Below are 21409 nucleotides of genomic sequence, written 5' to 3'. Positions count from 1 at the left end.
CGAGGCGCTAAAGTAGACTGATAATAAGCAAGTGCCAGTTAGTTGCTACCGGCCTGGCACCCTATTTATGATGACCTGCTTTCAGATGGCCCCCTTCTACAGCCTTTGCCGCTTTTAACAGATCGGCGTTCGTATTTGCCTTTGTGCCATCTGGTAACACAAGCGTATCTTCAAAGCCTATTCTGGTTTCATACCCACGCTCAAAGGCCAGGGCAAGTAAAGGCCAGCAGGTACTATCGAAGCCGTGCAGCAACATAGGCAGGCTGTTTCCTGATTGTCGGAGCAGGGCTTCCATGCTCTCTACTGTACTAATGGCTGCACCCAAGGTCTGCTCCCCGGGCTCAAGCAGGATTCTGATACAATTAGCCTGCAGCCCCGTATTTAAAAAATTTAGGGCTGCTTCTTTATTGCTAAGTCCGGCTTCTATCCGGATGCCTTTTGCTGATACAAGCCTGGCAAGTTCGTGGCAGCCCGGCTCATCGAAATTAACAGATACAAAGTGGGGCAGTTGTGTCCAGCTTTGTAGCTGCGCAAGCCTCTTTTCCAGATCAGGCTCAATCCATGCACCGGTGCTTATGCCCAGTGGTATGTGAGGGAGCTGTGATTTCAGCGCAGCAAGCTGCTCATCGACCCACTTTGCTGCCAGGGTTTCTGCGCCATACTCATCTCTTACATGAAAATGAATACTGCCGGCACCCTCCAGAACAGAAGAAACCGCAGCCTGCACAATCGCTACTGTAGATTTTGGCACCCATGCTTCGCTTCTGTTTCCGTTCAATGCTGCCTGAATCATATGTTGCTGGTGCTATCATTAAGTACACAAAACACAGTCATACCTGCTGTGTACATGGTTGCTTTATCAGGTCTTTTCCCTGGTAATCCATTTAGGAACTTCAGGCGCTTTGTAGTGCTCCATCTGGTGTATCAGGTCTTCTATTTCAGCACTTACCAGGAGCATCTTGTGGTTTACGTCTTTGAGGAATCCTTTTGCGACCATGTTCTGAGTCATTTCCAGGAGCGGGTCGTAAAATCCACTGACATTTAATAATCCTATAGGCTTTTGGTGCAGCCCCAGCTGTGCCCAGGTTGTCATTTCAAACAATTCTTCCAGGGTTCCAAAGCCACCTGGGAGGGCAATAATACCACTGGAGAGCTCGTGCATCTTCATTTTCCGCTCATGCATGGTTTCCACCAGTATTAATTCCGACAGCTCTGCATGCGCAATTTCTTTGCTTTTCAAAAAGTTGGGCAGCACTCCTGTTACTTCTCCACCCACACTTAATGCTCCGTCTGCTACAGCCCCCATCAAGCCTACTTTCGCCCCGCCATAAACAAGCCCGATCCCCTTTTTGGCTAAATACTGCCCCAGTAAAAAAGCCTGTTCTTCAAAGACTTTTTCTGTACCAAAGCTCGAACCGCAAAAAACAGTTATTCTTTTCATGCTGTAATGTAGCTATATATCCGCTTCAGTCTATTTTTAACTTAAGCCGCATCAGGATGTCCGTCTGCTCATCGTTGCCCAGCTTAAAAATATGCTTATCGAATGCTACAAAGCCATTTTTCTTATAGAAAGCAATTGCCCTGGGGTTTTCCTCCCAAACGCCCAGCCACAGGTACTCAGCTTTTCTTTGCCTGGCTATTTCTAAAGCTTTGTCGTACAAAACCTGCCCCACCTTTTTTCCATGGTAGGCCTGCAAAACATAAATCCGCTCTATTTCAACCGCATTAGCATCTGTTAAATCTGTTTGCGCTGATCCAAAGTTGAGTTTCAGGTATCCGATTGTTTTCTTGTTATGCCTGGCAAAGTAGAATTCCGATGCTGCATTATTAAACTCACTCGTTAGCTTTTCCAGGCTGAAACTTTCAGATAAATACATTTTCATATCCTCTTCTGTATTACGCTCTGCGAAAGTTTCATGAAAAGTTTGCACAGCGATAGTCTGCAGTTCTTCAAGTTCTGCCTGTGTCACTTTTTCTATTCGAATATTATCCATTTGATTCTGATAGCTCCAATGCTTCAAGGTAGCACAGAAGCTCCATTAAGTAAAGCAGTGATGGCTATAATGAAATCCTGAACTTTAAATTAACTTGTATTCCAGTGCTAAAATATCATCGGAGCTTCTGCTGTTTCAGGAATTCGGTTCTCCCCTATATTACTTACATAGCATCGTCCATTGAATAAAGCAGGCACCCATTCACTGGCTTTTACTGAAAGGACGCAAGGCTCGCTACCTGCATTGTCAATGGCTGAAAGCTTGGGGGCATTTGCTTTATTCTGTTGTTATGCTGCGTTATATTCTATTGGTTTAATGCTGTTAAGTGCTGATTTCCTCTGTAGTAGTTCTTCTTCCAGATCATAATCATCCTGCAGGCCCAGCCAAAATTTAGCTGAGGTGCCAAAGAACTTGCTTGGTCGAAGTGCTGTGTCAGCGGTTACTCTTCTTCTTCCTTTGATGATTTCACTAATCCGGGTCTGCGGAATAAAGGTCTCTTTAGATTCGATGGTGGTATTCTCAAGTCCTGAAGATCCTGTGAGTTGTTAAGCTTCCTTAATTTACGTCTGCTTATCTGTTGGATCTCGTTAGGAAACTTTTTTGACCTCTCTCCATTCCATATTTTCTCTGTTTCCTTTTCTCCAAAAGATTTGATCATAGTTACGCAACGCGATAGTAACGCTAAAGACAAGTAGATTGTCCCATGATAGCAACCCCATTTACGCAACATAACTACAGCAACAGAACAGTAGCGCATAAGCCATTAGTTACTACTCGAGCCACTTCACACATCGATATAAAAAATAAAACGCAGGCTTAGCTGTAAGTTTTAAATACACCACATGCTCCTTAAAAAGCCAATTTTCAGATCTTTTCTTTTCATTATATCAGTTGTTGCATCTCTGGCAGCAAATGCACAGTCAAAAAAGGTCTGCTTCACGTTCGATGGTGGCTCCCTCTGTGATCGTTCGGGTTACAGGATAGAGGAATGGAACAAACACTACCTTTGCATGCGCTACATTAAAACTTTATTCTCAGCCACGGCTAGTGCTATACCAAAGCGGGCTGCTTCCGTAGAAAGTTAGATATGGCATTTGAAATTCAATATTACCAGCTAAATGGCATTAAGCTGCATGTGGTAGAGGCCGGACCAGCTGATGGGGAAGTCCTGCTCTTTCTGCATGGCTTTCCCGAGTTCTTCTGGGGATGGCGGCATCAGATAGATTTTTTCGCAAAACTGGGCTACCGGGTAATAGCACCTAACCAGCGGGGCTATCACCTAAGCAGTAAACCTGCAGGGAAAAAGGCCTACCGCATGAAGCAACTTACCAGCGATATTGCCGAGCTCATCAGGCTGCTGCCACATCAAAAGGTAAACCTGGTAGGGCACGACTGGGGCGGCGCCGTTGCCTGGTCTGTAGCAATCCATTACCCACAGCTGCTGCAAAAGCTCATTGTGCTGAACCTTCCTCATCCACAGGTAATGCGCAATTTTCTGAAAAGCAGGCCTAAACAGTGGCTTAAAAGCTCATATGTCGGTTTCTTTCAAATACCTTTTCTGCCCGAAAAGCTGCTTAGCATGCGCAACTATCGCCTGCTGGAACGGAGCATGATACGCACTTCAAAACCAGGCACCTTTAGCAGCGACGACATGCTGCGCTATAAACAGGCCTGGCGACAGCGCGGAGCCCTCACGGCTATGATCAACTGGTACCGTGCTGCATTATCCGGTACTTTAAAGAAAAACCAGAAGATACAGCTGCCAACCCTGCTAATCTGGGGAAAGCAGGATCAGTTTCTAAGCCACGAAATGGCACAACCCAGCATAGAGATGTGTGAAAGTGGAAGACTGGAGATGATTCCCGATGCCACCCACTGGGTGCAGCACGAAAAAGCAGAACTGGTTAACAGGCTTATCCTGGAGTTTATCAGTGACTGCAAGAGCAACGATTAGACCCTGGCAGTACTCTCATTCCACAATTCAACGCTCTTCCATATCTTTTTTTCGCCTTGCCAGCTTATAAAAATGGTAGACCACAATGTTTATACCGGCCACAATAAAGCCCATGAGTGGACCGTAGCCGCCCGGCATCAGATCCGCTATGATGAGCCCGCCTGCCATGCCCACGGCAATAAGGGCTACTATTACCCAAAAATCGCTGTTGGCCAGGTTAGGATCTAAACCCTGCTCAATGAGTGCCATGCGCTCCCGGTTGCGGGTAGTAAAGTAGAGGTAGAATATTCCGAAAATAGTGGCCAGCACCAGTACTACGATCAGAAAAAATAGGGTGGAGCTAAAAAATGTGTTTTCCATAACGTTTTAGTTTTACATGTTCACATACTTTGACAGGCCCTGGCCCGCTGGTGGTTACAAAATAAATTCTTATTTTTTGTTGTAACCTCTTTTCAACCCGCCTTGTCAAAAGCAGTAATGAGTGAGCCCGACATCAACATACAGATCCGGAAGGTACTGGCTGGCGAAGTTGCTGCCTATAGCAGCATTGTGAGCCGCTATAAAGATTTGTCGCTCACCCTGGCCTACAACATTCTGCTCAACCATGAGGATGCCGAAGAAGCCGTACAGGATGCTTTTGTAAAAGCCTACCTGAAGCTCAGTACTTTTAAGGGTGATGCTAAATTTTCTACCTGGCTTTACCGGATTGTGCTCACCACCGCCATTAACAAGGGCAAAAAGAAAAAACTGCCCCTGGTTACAATTGAAGAGCAACTGCACGAGGAGGCGCTATCACCCCAGCTCGACGGCCAGCTGGCCAGCTATATGCTCTCTGAGCAAAAAAAGTTTATTCAGCAGGCCATGCTTGCCCTAAACGAAGATGAGCGGGTTTGTATCACCCTTTTCTACCTCCAGGAATTTTCTGTGAGCGAGGTGGAGGCCCTAACCCATTACTCGGCCTCCAACATTAAAGTGCTGCTGCACCGGGGCCGCAAAAAACTGCTCGCAAGCCTGCAGCAAATCCTGAAAAAAGATGTTCACTCCCTAATCTGATTAGCCATGCAAGCAGATAAACACCTGAAAGAAATATTAAAAAGAGGCGGTACTCCGGAAGCATCGCCTGAGCTGGAACTGGCCATTATGAACAGGGTGAACAAGATTGCCGAAGCCCGGAAGCAGGCAAAGGCTCCGCTCCTGAACATACGGCTGCTTGCCTGGTTTGTGCTGGCCTATACCCTTACAGCTGTGCCTGTGCTGCTGATGAGCTTTATGCTTGACCAGGGCTACACCTTCAGCAGCGAAACTACTCCCCGGCCTTTTAACATTGACCCGGGCGCCGCTACAACATGGCTGGTTTCGCTCGCGGCTTTTTGGCTGCTGTTTTTTTTCAACACCCTGTTAAAAAAATATTTTGAAAAGCTAAGCTCAAAATAAGCAAGCTAGAGGCATTTTCTGAGGCAACAGCCCCTTCTGCCAACAATCCTGCGTCAATTTAATATTGAAATTTTCAAACCTTTAGACTGATGGGTTGGTGCAAAGGGTCGGATCGCTTATCTTCGTATTCTATAATTCTGTTTGTACTATCGCAAAGGCTGATTCTGTGATGATGGTGTTAACTGCTGCCCGAACGTGCTGCTTATTTTTTTTTATGCTGCTGGTACACACTTCTTTGCTGGCTCAGGACGGGCCTAAAAAAGTGGTGGCCGAAAGCGGCGATGGCATTTTTTTGCTGCTACGTAAAAACGGCCTTGATCCCGCCAGGTATTTTCAGGCCTTCCTGGAGCTAAACGCAGCCAATATTGGCAAAGATAACAGCCTCTACACAGGCAGAACCTACCTCCTGCCGCCTGCCGCAGCCGCACCTGAAACACTTTTAGCCTCTACCGCTGCTGCTGCTGCAGAAACTAAACCAGTGGCAGCAGCACCCGAAAAAGCACCAGCGCCCGCGCCCAAAGCAGAACTGGCAGTACTGGATGTACCCCTCTTTGGCAAAAAATACAGCCGCCTGGAGGTAAGAGACCAGCAGTTGAAAGGAGCCGTTTACTACCTTACGGCCGGCCATGGCGGTCCCGATCCCGGAGCTATCGGCAAATACGGCCCTTACGAACTCAGTGAAGATGAGTACGCCTACGATGTAACCATTCGCCTGGCACGCCGCCTGATGGAGCATGGGGCAACGGTGTATATGATCGTTCAGGACGAGGACGACGGAATCCGTGACGAAAGCCTGCTGCCCTCGGACAAGGATGAGGTTTGCTATCCCAGAGATATTATTCCCCTCAGCCAGAAGGAGCGGCTAAGGCAACGCACCAATGCTGTAAATGCCTTATACCTGAAGCACAAAGGTGCTTACCAGCGTATGCTGGCTGTTCACGTCGACAGCCGCAGCAAGGGCCAGAATATTGATGTATTCTTTTACCATCACGAGAACAGCCCCCACGGCAAACGCCTGGCCGAAACAATTCACCAGACCTTTACCGATAAGTACAACCACCACCAGCCTAACCGTAACTACTACGGCAACGTATCTACCCGCAGCAGCCTTTATGTGATCAAGTACAGCCATCCGCCTGCTGTGTTCATAGAATTAGGCAATATCAAAAACGACCTCGACCAGCGCCGTTTTGTGCTGGCCGACAATCGCCAGGCCCTGGCAAACTGGATTGCCGACGGCATGATCAGTGATTACATAGCCCGCTAGCGGCAGTGCTGGCATGGAAACAGCAGAAAACATACCCCTGAAAGAATCCTGGCTTAAACTAGCCAGCCACTACACCCGGCATCAGGACCTGGCAGAGCAGCTGTGGCAGGAAATAGAACAGGCCTACTCCTCTAAAGGGCGTTACTACCACACGCTGCAGCACCTAAATTCACTTATCAAGCTTGCTAATACCCATAAAGCTTCTGTTCAGGATATTGACTCGCTAAACTTTGCCATTTTTTACCACGACATTGTTTACAGCCCACTGCGCAAGGACAATGAGGAAAAGAGTGCTGAATTAGCCGTAGCACGCATGCAGCGGCTGGGGCTGTCTGTACATCAGCAAGAGCACATCTGCCAGCAGATCCTGGCCACCAAAGCTCATACAGATTCTCCTGATCCGGACACCAGGCTGCTGCTGGACTTTGATTTATCCATTTTGGGTAATGACTGGGAAAACTATCTTACCTATACCCGGCAGATACGCAAGGAGTATAGCCTTGTGCCCTACTTCCTCTACAGGAAAGGCCGGAAAAAAGTACTGCAGCATTTTTTAGCCCTGCCCACCATTTATAAAACACAGCAGTTTCAGGATATGTACGAGCATGCTGCAAAGCAAAATATAGAAAGGGAGCTTCAGTCACTACTAGCTTAATCACACCTTCACTAAGCTCCGGTAGCGCCTACAACTAAAATCATGATAAGCCTCCTTTATTAGTGATGTTTAAATTCTTTTTTCCCAGGAGGAGTAGATCAGAAAGAATAAAAAAACAACTACAGATGCGCATCAGCCGCTTACCTATAAGTACAACAACATCTTGAACAGCTGCAAGTTATTGTTCATGCTTTTTAGCTGAAATCCAGCATTATATACAGAAAGGGAGCTGCTGCTGATGATTGAAAGATTTACTGATACAAATAAAGCCCTTTTGCCGCTGCGAAATAAATCTGGTTCAGTTGTACCTTTCATATATCCAGTGGCACAGAAGTTGCTTATTGTTTGCTGTACAGGCCCAGGGTTTAAGCTAGTCACCTCTTAAACTAAAGCGCCTGTTTTTTTCTATTCTTTTTTACCCATGAAACGTACATTTTTTGTTCTGGCACTGGTGTTTGGGCTGGCAGCCTGCACCACACCACAAATGCTGGTAGATCAGCAGCTCACCGAGCAAAGCACTCCTATGCAGGTATCGGGCCGCCAGGGCCTGCTCATTAACCAAAAGATCAGTTTTGGCCACTACGAATCCGAAAAGGTAAAGCGTGGCTGGACCAGGAGCTATGAGCTGGATGTGTTCCTTGCCAAACTGCAGGATGCAAGAGACAAGTACAGCTTTACCCTTTTCGATAACAATCGCGGCGCCTATACCGTAGATGCCGTTAATCACATCAGGGGTGCTGATTTGCCCATTGGCCGCTTCCTGGGCGGAAACACCAGTCCGGCCCTGCAGGAGCTTGCCTCTTTTACAGTGCAAACCAAAGATTTGTTTGCAGCATCGCTCTACAGCAACAGCCGGCAGGAAACCTGGCACCTGATGCTCATGAACCGCGATGATACCAGGAAAAACGGCCGCTATGCAGGTTTGCTCACCAATGAACAGCAGCAAAATATTGAAGTGTTGCCTGTGCGTAAGCTACAGGGAGCCGAAACCTGGGGCACCGATATTATTGGGTATGAGTTTCGCCAGGAAGGCAAACCACTTGCCGCAGTAGAAGTCATCAATAATGGCCGGGTGTGGATAGACCCAAGCCTGGATGCTAATATGCAGCTGGTGCTGGCCTCTGCCAGCGCCTCGCTTCTCCTGCAGCAGGAGCTTGAATTACCCGCTAATGAATAAATATTTGTCAGTTCACTTTATACGCTGACTGCTCTTTCTCTCGCTAAGCCCCTTCCTCACCATAGCCAGGAAACTGTTTCTCTTAGCGCGAGCCCCAAATACACAGCGCTACAGAAAAAAAGCGGGCAGCCCCAGGCTACCCGCTTTGTATTTTATTCTGAAAATAATGTTTATCAGCTGCCTACCTGCGCCAGGCCGGCACCAATAAAGGAATAAATCTTCTGCTTCAGCTCTTCCGGATTAAAGGGTTTTACTACAAAATCCTGCATGCCCGAGGCAAAAGCCTGTGCCTGTACGTGCGGCTCTACCGAGGCCGACATGGCCACAACCGGAATGCGGGCATTGCTAAATTCCGAAGCCCGTAAGCGTTCCACCACTTCAAAACCATCAATATCAGGCAACTGCAGGTCCATCAGCACCAGCTTATAGCTGTGCTTTTGCAGTAGCTCAAGCGCTTCGGCACCTGTTTCTGCCATATCGAGCTGCATGCCCCAGCGAATCAGGAATTTCTCTGCCACAAATCGGTTCAGCGGATTGTCTTCTACCAACAGTATCCGAACATTTTCTAGGTTGTCTTCGGGCTCAATAGGAATAGTGTGCATAGGAACGGTAGTTTGGGAGAGTTTCTCAAACGGGAGTACAAACGAAAATACTGATCCCTCTCCGGGGGTACTCTCTACGGTAATGTGGCTACCCTGCAGCTCAAGCAGGCGTTTGGTAATGGCAAGCCCAAGGCCGGTTCCGCCAAAACGACGGGTGGTGTCGGCCTCGGCCTGGGCAAAACTTTCAAAGATCAGGTTTTGCTTCTCTGCTGCTATGCCAATGCCGGTATCTTCTACCTTAAAAGCAATGTGGCACTTACCGGCCTCTTCTTTCAGGAGGCTGGTTTGTATACGCACACTACCCTGTGAGGTAAACTTAACAGCATTGCTAAGCAGGTTTGCTAATACCTGCGACAGGCGCACCGGATCACCCAAAACTACTTTAGGCAATTCGGCATCATGTAAAACCTCCAGTAACAAGCCCTTATCGCGTGCAGTGGCCTGCATGGAGTTTTTCAGATCAGAAACCAGTTGCGGCAAATCAAAAGGTGTATTCTCAAACACCACTTTACCAGCTTCTATTTTATTGAAATCAAGTACATCGTTAATGAGTGCCAGCAGGTTTTCGGCAGAAAAACGCAGTATGCGCAGGTTCTCTTCCTGGTCGGGGCGTGGGTTCTCATGCATCAGCACGTGTGTCATGCCAATAACAGCGTTCATGGGCGTACGGATCTCGTGGCTCATGGTGCTAAGGAACTGCGTTTTAATACGAGTGGCTTCCTCTGCCTTTTCCTTGGCATCTATCAGGGCCAGCTCTGCCTGCTTCTGAATGGTAATGTCTTCAGCAAATACAGTGAAGCGGTCTGCCTCCCCATCTTTCATGATAGGGTGCACCCACACGCGGAAGGTGTATTCCCTGCCTGCTATGTAGCGGTTGTCCAGGTATTCTTCCATCTTTCCCGCTCCTGCAACCCCTACACGTGTCAGCCAGACCTGTTGCTCCTTTTCAGGCACAGATTGCATCAGGTTCATGCCCCGGTAGGGCACTATGCCGTGGAGCATGCCAAGCAGGTTAATGAATGCCTTATTGTAATCTAGCAGCTTAAAGTCACTGTCTACCATCCAGATAGCGGTAGGGTTGTTGTCAAGAATACTGCGGATGTTATTTTCCTTGCGGATTAGCTCCTGCTCGTAATGCACCCTTTCAGTAATATCCCGGGCGGTAATCACTATGCCATTTACAGCCTGGTTACCCAGCAAATTGCTTCCGTTGGCTTGCAGGTATATGTAATCTCCGTTGGCCTTACGAAAACGAAACATGAACGTTTGTCCCATACCACCATCCTTTACCCGCCTAAAGAAACGTTCCTGACATTCCGCCAGGTCGTCAGGGTGCACAAAGTCAAAAATCATCATGCTGCGGATATCTTCCTGCAAATAACCGGTCAGCCTGTAAAAGGAGGGTGTCAGGTATTTAACAAAGCCTTTACTACCGGTAACACAAATAATATCGGAGGCATTCTGAATTACAGATTTGAAATAGTCTTTGCTGGCCTTCAGGTTTTCCAGCAGCAGGTCGGAATACTGCAGGTTACTCTCCAGGCTGCGTTCCTTTTCTTTTAAGGCAACATTCAGATCTTCAAGCTGCTGTATGGCATCAGACAACTGCCTTTGCTGCTGGTTAGTAATGCGGAAATAAAGAAAGGCAAGTAAAAAAGAGATAAGAATTGTAACAATATAATTAATAACATACGCCTGCCTGATAACTTCTGCATTCTCCGCAGCTATGATTACCAGCCTGTCTCCTGTTAGCCAAAGCACTGAAATGGTTAAAAGTGGCACCAACAGTACAAGCATTCGCTGCCACCTCCTGCGCATATCAAACACCAGGGCAGAGCCAAAAATAACCGGAATAAAAAACATATGGGCGCCACTGGCCGATCCTACAAACAAAGTAAGGGTTAGGCAGTAGGCATTAAGCTCAAGATAAAAGATAACTTTAGCCAGCTTAGGGTACCCCAATCGGTTAATCAGAATCGTTGACGCCATAATAACCGGCGTTAGCAACATAACTGAGCGCAGAAGCGGGGGTACAGCGGGGTATGGAATAAAGTTAACCAGCAGTACAATTACTGCAACAAGCACGCTTAGCTGATTCACCAGCTTTATGTACTTGGATTTGCCCATTGAGTATTCCGGCCGAATACCCTGTTCTGAAACCCAAGAAAGAAAGCTGATTATTTTGCTGATCATTATGCTTTTAACCAATTCAAGTAGTAAGCGAAATAATACTATTGACAGCGTAAAAAAAATGCAGAAACGGCCCATATGTTACACCTCTGCCAAAGTGTCATTTTTAGCGGAATTACCTGTAATGGAACAGTTTTTGAAATAGAGCTGGCAGAACAACAAATCAAACTATATTAGGCTATGCAGGAAAAAGGTACAATTTCCATCCATACCGAGAACATTTTTCCAATCATCAAAAAGTTCTTGTACTCCGATCACGAGATCTTTTTACGTGAGCTGGTAAGCAACGGCGTAGATGCCTGCCAAAAGCTACAAAAGCTCTCGCAGTTAGGAGAGTATACCGGTGAAGCCGGAGAGCTGAAGGTGACAGTAAAGCTTGACAAAGCAGCAAAAACCATTACCGTTAGCGATAATGGCATAGGCATGACGGCCGAGGAGATCAAGAAATACATAAACCAGATCGCCTTTAGCGGCGCCACTGAGTTTATTGAGAAATACAAGGAAGAGGGCGATGCCAAAAACATCATTGGCCGCTTTGGTCTTGGCTTCTACTCCTCCTTTATGGTGGCCGATAAGGTAGATATCATCACCCGCTCTTATAAAGAGGGTGCAGAAGCAGCCCGCTGGGAGTGCACGGGTAACACCGAGTTTGAAATCAGTACTGCCGAAAAAGCGGAACGTGGTACCGATGTGGTGCTGCACGTAAACAAAGACAGCGAGGAGTTCCTCGAAACTTATCGCCTGCGCAGCATACTGGAGAAATATGGCAAGTTCCTGCCCATCCCGGTATACTTTGATAGCGGCGAAAAAGCCGAAAAAGAGGGTGAAGAAGCCCCTAAGCCGGAGCAGATCAACGAAACCAAGCCACTTTGGACCAAGCAGCCCAGCGAGCTAAAGGATGAAGACTACCAGAACTTTTACAAAGAGCTTTATCCTTTTGCGCCGGATCCGCTCTTCTGGATCCACCTGAATGTAGACTACCCCTTTAACCTTACCGGCGTTCTGTACTTCCCCAAGCTGAAGAACGAGCTGGAGCTGCAGAAAAATAAAATTCAGCTCTACAGCCGCCAAGTGTTTATTACCGATGAGGTAAAAGATGTAGTGCCAGAATTTTTGCAGCTGCTGCATGGTGTGATCGATTCACCGGATATACCCCTGAACGTAAGCCGCAGCTTTTTGCAAAGCGACAGCAACGTAAAGAAAATCAATAGCCACATTACTAAAAAAGTGGCCGACAAGCTGCAGGAGCTCTATAAGAAAGACCGCGAAGCCTACGAGAAAAAGTGGGATGATATTGGCCTGTTCGTGAAATACGGCATGATTACCGACGATAAGTTTTACGATCGTGCCAAAGACTTTGCCCTGCTCAAAAATACCGAAGGCAAATACTTTACCCTGGCCGAGTACCCCGAGCATGTTAAAGCCAACCAGGTAGACAAAAGTGAGCAGCAGGTGTGGCTCTACACCACCCACCCCGGCCAGCAGGATGCTTACGTGCAATCGGCCAAACGCCGCAGCTACGATGTGCTGGAGCTGGGCTCTCCGCTCGACAGCCACTTTGTAAACCTGCTGGAGCGCAAGCTTGATAAAACCAGCCTTAAGCGCGTAGATGCCGATACCATCGACAAGCTGATCGAAAAAGACGAAAAGCTGGAGAGCGTATTAAGCAAGGAGCAGGAAGAAAAGGTAAAAACCGTGTTTGAAGAAACCGTTGGCGACAAGAGCAAAACCGTACAGGTAAGCCCAATGGCCCCCGACGAGCTGCCCGTAACCCTTACCATGCCAGAGTTTATGCGCCGCATGAAAGACATGAGCATGATGCAGGGCATGGGCTTTGGCCAGATGCCGGATAACTACCAGCTGACGGTAAATGCCAACCACCCGCTCATTAACAAGCTTGCCGGCGAAACCGATGCTGAAAAGCAGAAAGCACTGGCCCGCCAGGCCTACGATCTGGCCCTTTTAAGCCAGGATATGCTGCAGGGCGCTGCCCTCACCGACTTTATACGTCGCAGCACCGATATGCTGGTGAAGTAATTTTATTCTGATTGTGTTGATAAAAGCGAGGGATAGATTTCTCTCGCTTTTTTATTTTTAGTAAGTACCGGATAATCCAGCCGAACCTGAATCAGCAATAGCTGCGCGCCTATTCTTTTGCAAAAATATAATCAGACGGAACAGAAAAGCAGCCTTTAGTTGTTAAAGTCCATGATCCGGTATTACTGTCTTTATTTATAAATTATATAAAAACAGGTATTTTGCATCTTCAGCGCATTGTATACCAAGAGCCATTGCCTTTGCGTTACCACATTTGTATGAATAGATTTCTAACATCCGTATGTTCGCTAAGTGCGCTGCTGCTTCTGCAGCAGCCCCTGCTGGCACAAACAGAAGAATCTGCTCAAAGGCAGGCCCCTGCAGCAGCAACGGAAGAAAGCTTTACTACCGATAAGCCCCTCACCATAGATTTTGAGGAAGAAAAAAAGGAAGAGGAGGAAATTCCGGAGAAAAAGCGGAAAAAGAATGTGTTCTACGACCTGAAAACCCGCAAGGGCTTTACAAAAAGCGGTTATGGTGCAGCAGAGAAAATTCAGTTGTTTCACCTCCTGCGCGAATGGCAGGACCCCGATCCTTATGTGCGCGACATACACTGGTATGAGTACAAAAGCAAAACCGTAAAAGTGGGCGGCAACCCTACGCCCGACAAAGGCATGCTGCTGCACGGCCCCTACAAAGTACTAAAAGACGACCAGGTGGTGGAAGAAGGCATTTTTTACCTGGGCGCCAAGCATGGCCGCTGGACCACCTACCGCAAAATGTACGATTACTATGTACTCGACAACAAAGAGAAATACTTTAAGGGCTGGCCAAAAGAATCTGAAGTTGCCTATTACAGCGATAAAGCCAAAAGCCTGCAGGAGGTAATTCCGGTAGAGTATGGCAAAAAAGAAGGCAACTACTTTTACTTTTTTGAAGACGGCCGCCTGGCAGTAAAGGGCGAGTATCGCTTCGATGAAAAAGTAGGCATCTGGACCGAATATTACCCAGGCCCCAAGCAGCGCCGTAAGCGGGTGGTGCAGTACCCCCCTACCCCCTGGGATGATAACCACACCCCTTATATTCTGCAGGAGTGGGATAAAGAAGGCAAGCTGATTTACGAGGCCCGGAAGAAATAAGTCTCCGTCTTCAGCATGCGCTGTGTTGATATCCTGGCATGTGCAATCCCGCGCCTAAGCCTTTCTCCCGGAAAGGAAAGCAAGCTTTGTATTCTACATATTCTGCTTATATTAAGTGCAGCAGTCGACGGATTCAGCCCTGGTTTTGCCTCATAAACAGTGCAGCCCGTTTCCTTGTTCTGCAATTACACAAGTGCTGTTTAACCAAAAGCGAAAGCATCGTTAATGGCTGGAGACCAGATTTTTAACAGTACATACACCAGGTTTACTAACTCGGCTTCATTCTACATGGTATGTGTAGACAGCCAGGGCTATTATATATATGTTAATCCGCTATTTGCCAGCAGGTTCTCTTTTATCAGCAACAATTTTATAGGTACCCACCTGAACAGTGTTGTTTACCCCGCAGATTTAAAAAAGGCCAGCCAGGTAACCACTGCCTGCCACGGACACCCCCACAAAACATTTACCTTTCGCATCCGCATGACCGACAACAGGGGTGGTTCCATGGTCTGGACACAATGGGAGGCCTCTGCTCTTAAAGACAAGGATGGTACTGTACGTGGCATCATGTGCCTTGGCTATGATATCACTGAAAGCCAGCATGCACAGAGAGAAGCTTTGCAGTATGCCATTAAGCTCGATAACATTATTGAGAATATTGGAGATGGCTTTTTAATCATTAACAAAAACTGGGAGTTTGTTAAAGTTAACAGGGTATTTGAAAAAATTGTAGGAGTAGACCGCCAGCAGGTTCTTGGAAAATCGTTGTGGGATATTTTTCCCGACAATGGCGCTTACCAGTACCCCAAAGCCTACCGCAGGGCTATGCTGGAGCATACAACCTCCTACTTTATCGATTATAATGTAGAGGAACAGCGCTGGTACGAAGGCACCGCCTACCCCTCTGGAGAAGGACTGACCGTACTATTCCAGGATATTACTGAAAAGAAGAAAGCCGAAGAAAAGATACGGGAATCCAGGAATAAGCTATCTGCTATCCTCAACAGCACTTCAGATATCAACATTCTCATCGATCCGGACTATAAGGTGCTTTCTTTCAATAAAACTGCCTACGAAAGCATTAAAATACTCTACGAGAACCAAAAGATTGAAGTAGGACAGAATATACTGGAGTACATACTGCCAGGTACGGTAGAGGAGTTTATTCATAATTTTCAGACTGCCCTGAAAGGAGAGCCTGTAGAAGTAAAAATAAAGCTGTTCTTCAAACCCGGACTTGCCCTATGGTTTCTGGTGAAGTACTTTCCTGTTTATGATGCAGACAAAAATATTATAGGCGTTGCTTTCAGCTCTACCAACATCAACCAGCAGCAGCGCCAGTACGAAAAGCTGGAAGAAATTGCCAATCTTTACTCACACGACATCCGCCGGCCGGTAGCCACCATCCTGGGCATTACCCAGCTTATTGAGCAGAAAGAACTAACCCGCGAAAATAAGGAGTGGTTCGGGCACCTCAGAAAAACTACCCAGGAGCTGGACCGTGTTATTCACCAGATAGTAATAAAAACCAGCGAAATAGGTTAAAGAATACCTTCCGTATTGGCAGCACTTGCTCCCTTCCATTCATGCTGCCTTGCCTTTTCCGCGGCCTTTCATCTAAAAATTCCGGACATTCAGCATGCCTGAATGCATTAAAAAAATCACCGAATATGTAAGCAAGCTTAATTAAATGAGTATTTTAAGCTTACCATTTTTCCTGATACCATTTCCTGCAAAGTGTGCAGCTAAAAAAACACCCTAACCTCACGCTTATACATCAATGGCTGAATTTAATTTACCGGTAAGCCTGTATGCACACCTGGAAAATTCTGACACCTTTTATCTGTTAAGGGTTAGCATGGACGGCAGGTACACCTATGTGAATAAGGCTTTTGCCAGTAAATTCAGCTTTATTGCTCCAGATCTTGTAGGGCTGCCTTTTGAAGCCACCATACATCCCGACGATCTGGAAGCCTGCAGGCAGACCGCTTTTAGCTGCATTGCCAATCCGAATAAAAGTATTCCGGTACAGTTGCGCAAGCCCGATGGCGCCGGGGGCTTTTTTTTGTCGTATTACGAATTTTCTGCCCTGCTCAATGAAGCTGGCGAAGTAGCAGAAGTCATGTGTATTGGCTACGACATTACAGAAAATGAGGCTGCCCAGTCGGAACTAAGCAAAAGCAGCGAAAAGCTAGATATAGTTATTGAAAATATTACCGACGGTTTTTACATTGTTGATAAGGATTGGAGAATCATCAAAGCCAATAGGGTATTTACAGAAATTGTTGGGCTTCCTGTCAGCCAGATCTTAGGTGTACGCATCTGGGATGTACTTCCAAAAGCCAAAGGTGATGAACTGTACAAGTACTATAGCCAGGCAGTAAGAGATAATACCACTATCAGGTTTGAGGAGTACTGGCCCGATATAAATGTATGGTTTGAGCGCACCGTTTACCCATCTGCAGAAGGGCTCACGGTATTGATAAAAGACGTAACCGAAAGAAAGCAGGTAGAGGAAAACATACAGGAAGCCAACAATAAACTGATTGCCATCTTAAACAGCACCTCAGACCTAAACATCCTGATCAACCAGGACTTTAAGGTAATATCCTTCAACAGGGTTGCCGCAGAATTTGCCAGCACATTCTTTAACAGGGAAATAGCCGAAGGAGACTCCTTCTGGCATTATGCACCGCCAGGTACCGAAGATATTTTTCGTGCACACATCAATGAGGTATTAACACAAGAGCGGTCGGAGTTTATTCAAAAGCTTAAGTTTGCCCCGGGCGTTGAGCTCTGGTACAAGCTGCGTTTCTTTAAGGTGAGCGATTCAGAAGGAAATACTATTGGCGTAGCCCTTAGCGCCACCAACATAGATAAAGAGCAGCAGCAGTACGAAAAGCTGGAGGAAATAGCCAGTCTCTACGCCAGCGAAGTACGCAAGCCCGTAGCCACCATCATGGGCATTACCCAGCTCATCAAAGAAGATGAGCTTAATACTGAAAACAGGCAGTGGCTCGGCTATCTCATTACCACCACCCATGAGCTTAACCGGGTGATTAACAGGATCATGAAAAAAACCAACGAGTTCAACTAGAGCAGCTGTTACAGCTTTAGCGGGGCTAAACCAGTTATTTTTTTCCATCCCTTCCCTTAATTTTATATTTTTAGGGCTGAAACTATATACCTGATGGGACCACACCTGAATGCTATTATTATACTACTGGTTGCAGTTTTGCTGCTGGTTTTAAATGAAACTGTGCTTCCGGGCCAGATTCCGGCCTGGGTATTTATACTACTGCTGGTGGTGTGGGTAGTGGTTCGCTTTGGGCCACGTTTAAGGCGATAAAAAAACCGCCCGGAAGTTCCGGCCGGTTTTCAGGTGTATGAGGAGATAAAAAAATACTATTCTAAAATCACTCGGCGGCTGTAGGTGTTGCCCCCCTGCTGAATCTGCAGTACCATTATGCCTCTTTCTCCATTCGGGGCCTGTATGGTTCTCTCTATGGTGTTAGCTGCATCAGGCACTCTTTCTTCATATACAACTTTTCCATTCAGGTCAATTAACCGCAGCAAAACTTCTCCCCTGTTTTTAGATTTAAATCGCAGTTGTACCTGTCCATCGGCAGATGGTGTTGGGTAAACAGCCAGCTCCTCCAGCCAGGAGGGAGCTTCTGCTGGTGTTGCAGAGCGTTCCGCAACAGCTTCAGGAGCCGGAACAGGCGGCACTGCTGGTACTGGCGGTAGGGTAAAGTCTGCTGCTTCGGCAGGTAAAGGTGGTACTGGCGGAACAGCTAATCCTGCCGCTTCGGCAGGCATAGGCGGCACCGGCGGCACTGGCGGATGGGGTACAGAATCATGATGGCTGAGGCAGATCATCACGTCCCCTTCTTTAAAATCCAGCCCTCTCTCCTTCAGCATTTGCTGCATATCCGCAGGCATTTCTTCCATGGCGGGCACTCCCCTGAGCTTTAAAACCCTTAACTCTTTCTGCATTCCCCCGGCCATCGCACTATCCCGCTGCTTGAGCAGGTCTTCTAATGGAACATTCTCCATTCCCCTTACAATCACAAACCTGGCCCTGTCCACTTGTTTCAGCATGTTGCTGTCAGGATGAAAACTAAACCGCCTGATTTTTACAGAATCATTCAGCTGCCTTAAACTGCCAGCATTTTCCAGGAGCCGATCATAAGTGTTATCCCTGTCGATTTCAAAAGTAATGTTGCCATCGAGGGGCAGGGGCAGGTTCAAGCCTTTCAGGCGTTCATCCTGCTGCATTTCTTCACGGCTGTTGTATTCATATGCAACCTTATTGCCATTACTGTCTTTGGTAATTACTCTGATCCTTTGTTTTGGAGAATCCTTCTGTGCCTGTACCTCCTGCGCTAACCAGCCTGTGGCAAGGCATAATACTAAAAATAGGGCCGCCTTTTTCATGGGTTAAAAATTTAAATGGATGCTTTATCAAAGCAATTTGATGCTTATTCAAAAGTACTGCATCACCCAATGCGCCGGTGTTAACGTATTCTTAATTAAAGTTAAATAATGTTAAACCACATTCTTAGTGCTGTTTTACAGTTAGTTACATTATACCGAGTACAGGTTTATGAAACTATTATGAAAATAGTGGTTTGATTATATAGCTTAGACAAATAGACATCATATATATGTCTAATATATTGATATTAGACATGCTTCTTTGTTAACCTTGAATGCTGGTTTAAATTGATTCCGACCATTCCGCCAGGAGAGGTTTTGCCCAGAGAATAATTTTATCATCAGGTGTGCAACAATGAAATCTATGTCAGTATGCTGGCTTTGGAGATACAACCCCTGCTCTTAAATACTTTGTTTGGCTTGCAGTTATAGTAGAATTGAAATTTAGGGTTAAATTACCGTCACTTTATAGCCTTATCGTTCAGGGCTTCTTTAAGCTAACATCTGTTATGAAAAAGGTAAATAAAATTTTGCTTGTGGATGATGATGAAGTGTCATGCTTTGTGCATCAGTCAGTTTTAGAAAATATGTGTGTCGCTGAACAGGTGCTATGCATGCATGATGGGACTCAAGCACTACAATATATCACTGATCATTACAAGAATTCAACCAAACAAGAACAGGGTAAAGATTTACTGTTTCTGGATTTGAACATGCCTGACATGGACGGATTTGAATTTTTGGAAAAGTTGAAAAAGTTACAAGACATTGACAGAAGCAGGCTTACTATCTATATGTTAGCAACCCACATAGGCAGTCAAGATGGTGAGAATGTTAATTTGCACAAAGACATTGTGCAGAAATACATCTTAAAGCCATTAGATGCAAATGAAGTCAAAACATTGATTGGGGGATAATAGAGGTACAAATTCAATCTAACACTGCTTTTGCAGATAGCTTAAATATTGGTATTCATTTCTCCTGCAACTACTCCTTCTAAGATCTACTATAAAGCAAAGAATAAGCTATTTTCTCCATCATCATTGACATAGCTTTCATGCACCTTACTTAAAGTAGATTAGAAACATCGTTCCCACGTCTACTTCACTGGACACTTCTACTCGTCCACCCATGGCATCAAGATGAGATTTGATCAAGAACAACCCGACACCTCTTCCATCGGAGTTGTTATGAAACCGCTTGTAAAGCTTAAAGAGTTTGTCACCCGCTAAATCTATGTCAAAGCCTAATCCATTATCCTGGAAAGATATGATGGTGCCAGTTCTGTCGCTGCTTATGCACTTGATGTCGATCTTTAAAGTACGTTTAAGTGACCTGTACTTTATGGAATTAGTTAGCAGGTTATGAAAGATACTGTATATATAAGCATTATTACCAAGGACAATAATGCTTTTATCAATGTCCATATTCACTTCACCACCACTTATTTGAAGTAATTCCTGAAGATCTTCCACTGCCTGCTGGCACTTTTCTGCGACACTCACTTCTACCATCTCAATAAAATCTTCTTTATCCCTGAAGGAAAGAATCATGTTAAGATCTTTCAAAACACCGTCAAGTTTTCCTGTGCATTTCTTCAGATAGGCAAGCGTAGTATCAAATTCATCAGAATCCTTATCAAGTGTGGACATTATATCCACTAATCCCATAACATTTGCTACTGGTGATCTAAGGTTGTGGGAGACAACATAGGTGAACTGCTGCAAATCATTATTTTGCTTGTAAAGGTCCTGGGTTAACTTTAGCTGCTGTATTTCTGCTTGTTTTCTTTCTGTAATTTCAGTCTGCAAGGCTATCACATTCAACAACTCACCACGATCATTCAGAATAGGAGTAAAATCAAGTGCAACCCACATCTTTTGCCCTGACTTGTTATAAGCAACCACCTCTTCTGAAAACGGCTGATCTTGTATTAACTTTTCTCTGATTCTGTTGATAGTGGCTATATCAGTCTCTTCCCCTGAAAGAAAAACAGCAGGAAATTTACCTGCCGCTTCGGCAAAAGTGTAGCCTGTTATTCTGGTAAAACCATCATTCACCCACTCTACACGTCCATCAGCATCGAAGATCACGACTCCATTGATGGTCTTCTTTGCAACCAGGGAAAGCTTTTCCAGTTCAAGACTTAGTATTACTCTGCTGGAAATATCCCGTGAATTAGATACCAGCGCTCTGACATTAGGATTATTTAACTGATTGCTCACCGTTGTCTCCATCCATCTCCATGCTCCCTTTGCATCCTTGAATCGGAAATCTGAAAGTTTAACGGTTTCTTGTGAAGTAAGAATTTGCCTTAACGCTTCCTCAACCTGGGGAACATCTTCGGGATGAATGTAGTGTATAACATTAGTGCCAACAAGCTGTTCTGGCGTGTAGCCCATTATTCTGAAGGTGGAACCTCCACTGTACAAGAAGTTTAACTCCTGGTCAAACATAGCCAGCATGTCTATACCATGCTCTACCAGAACTTGATGTAGCTTATCCTTTTGCCTCACCAGT

The 21409-nt window shown here is 46.0% G+C and carries 19 protein-coding genes and 2 pseudogenes; 12 read left to right on the top strand and 9 right to left on the bottom strand.

The window, feature by feature from the left end; all coding sequences use genetic code 11:
• Window positions 1-61: 61 nt before the first annotated feature.
• The 5 genes and pseudogenes from KWJ01_RS11440 to KWJ01_RS11420 form a co-directional block, all read right to left on the bottom strand.
• A complete protein-coding gene (locus tag KWJ01_RS11440; protein WP_224996581.1) occupies window positions 62-793 on the bottom strand; it encodes a 3-keto-5-aminohexanoate cleavage protein in 732 nt (243 codons plus the stop codon).
• A 66-nt stretch (window positions 794-859) separates the two neighbouring features.
• Window positions 860-1441 (bottom strand): TIGR00730 family Rossman fold protein, encoded by a 582-nt coding sequence (locus KWJ01_RS11435; RefSeq protein WP_224996580.1) that lies wholly within the window; start codon window positions 1439-1441, stop codon window positions 860-862.
• 25 nt (window positions 1442-1466) lie between these two features.
• Window positions 1467-1994, bottom strand: a complete 528-nt coding sequence (locus KWJ01_RS11430; protein ID WP_224996579.1) for a GNAT family N-acetyltransferase — start codon at window positions 1992-1994, stop codon at window positions 1467-1469.
• Window positions 1995-2281: 287 nt separating this feature from the next.
• Window positions 2282-2497 (bottom strand): annotated as a pseudogene (locus tag KWJ01_RS11425) (HigA family addiction module antitoxin); the annotation flags it as partial.
• Window positions 2497-2652: pseudogene (locus KWJ01_RS11420) on the bottom strand (type II toxin-antitoxin system RelE/ParE family toxin); the annotation flags it as partial. The pseudogenes KWJ01_RS11425 and KWJ01_RS11420, both read right to left, overlap by 1 nt.
• A 429-nt stretch (window positions 2653-3081) precedes the next feature.
• Here KWJ01_RS11420 and KWJ01_RS11415 point away from each other — a divergent pair.
• Window positions 3082-3948, top strand: a complete 867-nt coding sequence (locus KWJ01_RS11415) for an alpha/beta fold hydrolase (RefSeq protein ID WP_224996578.1) — start codon at window positions 3082-3084, stop codon at window positions 3946-3948.
• Window positions 3949-3975: 27 nt separating this feature from the next.
• On the opposite strand, the gene KWJ01_RS11410 is transcribed toward KWJ01_RS11415, so the two are convergent.
• Window positions 3976-4308, bottom strand: coding sequence for a hypothetical protein (locus KWJ01_RS11410; protein ID WP_224996577.1), 333 nt, complete (start codon window positions 4306-4308; stop codon window positions 3976-3978).
• A gap of 102 nt (window positions 4309-4410) precedes the next feature.
• Between KWJ01_RS11410 and KWJ01_RS11405 the strand changes: the two genes are divergently transcribed.
• From KWJ01_RS11405 to KWJ01_RS11385, 5 genes are all read left to right on the top strand, one after another.
• Complete coding sequence (locus KWJ01_RS11405) at window positions 4411-5001, top strand: RNA polymerase sigma factor (RefSeq protein ID WP_224996576.1); 591 nt, start codon at window positions 4411-4413, stop codon at window positions 4999-5001.
• 6 nt (window positions 5002-5007) lie between these two features.
• On the top strand, window positions 5008-5382 hold the full coding sequence (locus KWJ01_RS11400; protein ID WP_224996575.1) for a hypothetical protein: 375 nt from the start codon (window positions 5008-5010) through the stop codon (window positions 5380-5382).
• A gap of 214 nt (window positions 5383-5596) precedes the next feature.
• Window positions 5597-6649 carry an N-acetylmuramoyl-L-alanine amidase gene (locus KWJ01_RS11395; RefSeq protein ID WP_224996574.1) on the top strand — a complete coding sequence of 351 codons (1053 nt, stop codon included), beginning with the start codon at window positions 5597-5599 and terminating at the stop codon, window positions 6647-6649.
• Window positions 6650-6662: 13 nt separating this feature from the next.
• Window positions 6663-7304 carry a hypothetical protein gene (locus KWJ01_RS11390; protein ID WP_224996573.1) on the top strand — a complete coding sequence of 214 codons (642 nt, stop codon included), beginning with the start codon at window positions 6663-6665 and terminating at the stop codon, window positions 7302-7304.
• Between the two features lie 421 nt (window positions 7305-7725).
• Window positions 7726-8481 (top strand): hypothetical protein, encoded by a 756-nt coding sequence (locus KWJ01_RS11385; RefSeq protein WP_224996572.1) that lies wholly within the window; start codon window positions 7726-7728, stop codon window positions 8479-8481.
• Between the two features lie 173 nt (window positions 8482-8654).
• On the opposite strand, the gene KWJ01_RS11380 is transcribed toward KWJ01_RS11385, so the two are convergent.
• On the bottom strand, window positions 8655-11276 hold the full coding sequence (locus tag KWJ01_RS11380; protein WP_224996571.1) for a PAS domain S-box protein: 2622 nt from the start codon (window positions 11274-11276) through the stop codon (window positions 8655-8657).
• Window positions 11277-11453: 177 nt separating this feature from the next.
• Here KWJ01_RS11380 and htpG point away from each other — a divergent pair, with 177 nt between their 5' ends.
• The 5 genes from htpG (at window position 11454) to KWJ01_RS11355 (ending at window position 17801) form a co-directional block, all read left to right on the top strand.
• Complete coding sequence (gene htpG / locus KWJ01_RS11375) at window positions 11454-13310, top strand: molecular chaperone HtpG (protein ID WP_224996570.1); 1857 nt, start codon at window positions 11454-11456, stop codon at window positions 13308-13310.
• 278 nt (window positions 13311-13588) lie between these two features.
• Window positions 13589-14449, top strand: a complete 861-nt coding sequence (locus tag KWJ01_RS11370; protein WP_224996569.1) for a toxin-antitoxin system YwqK family antitoxin — start codon at window positions 13589-13591, stop codon at window positions 14447-14449.
• Between the two features lie 225 nt (window positions 14450-14674).
• A complete protein-coding gene (locus KWJ01_RS11365) occupies window positions 14675-15997 on the top strand; it encodes a PAS domain-containing protein (RefSeq protein WP_224996568.1) in 1323 nt (440 codons plus the stop codon).
• A gap of 235 nt (window positions 15998-16232) precedes the next feature.
• The gene (locus tag KWJ01_RS11360; RefSeq protein WP_224996567.1) at window positions 16233-17549 is read left to right on the top strand and encodes a PAS domain-containing protein; all 1317 of its coding nucleotides are present in this window, start codon (window positions 16233-16235) and stop codon (window positions 17547-17549) included.
• Window positions 17550-17642: 93 nt separating this feature from the next.
• A complete protein-coding gene (locus KWJ01_RS11355) occupies window positions 17643-17801 on the top strand; it encodes a hypothetical protein (RefSeq protein WP_224996566.1) in 159 nt (52 codons plus the stop codon).
• A gap of 56 nt (window positions 17802-17857) precedes the next feature.
• Here KWJ01_RS11355 and KWJ01_RS11350 read toward each other — a convergent pair whose 3' ends face one another.
• Window positions 17858-18889: a T9SS type A sorting domain-containing protein gene (locus tag KWJ01_RS11350; RefSeq protein ID WP_224996565.1), complete on the bottom strand. Its 1032-nt coding sequence runs from the start codon at window positions 18887-18889 to the stop codon at window positions 17858-17860.
• Between the two features lie 509 nt (window positions 18890-19398).
• Here KWJ01_RS11350 and KWJ01_RS11345 point away from each other — a divergent pair.
• Window positions 19399-19806: a response regulator gene (locus tag KWJ01_RS11345; RefSeq protein ID WP_224996564.1), complete on the top strand. Its 408-nt coding sequence runs from the start codon at window positions 19399-19401 to the stop codon at window positions 19804-19806.
• 147 nt (window positions 19807-19953) lie between these two features.
• Here the strand turns inward: KWJ01_RS11345 and KWJ01_RS11340 are convergent.
• On the bottom strand, window positions 19954-21409 hold a 1456-nt coding region (locus tag KWJ01_RS11340; RefSeq protein WP_224996563.1), incomplete at its 5' end, for a PAS domain-containing sensor histidine kinase.

Origin of the sequence: Cesiribacter sp. SM1 (genome assembly GCF_020178975.1) — a bacterium.
Classification (GTDB): Bacteria; Bacteroidota; Bacteroidia; order Cytophagales; family Cyclobacteriaceae; genus Cesiribacter.
Note: the sequence above shows the minus strand (reverse complement) of the source record. Positions and strands in the feature narration are given on the sequence as shown.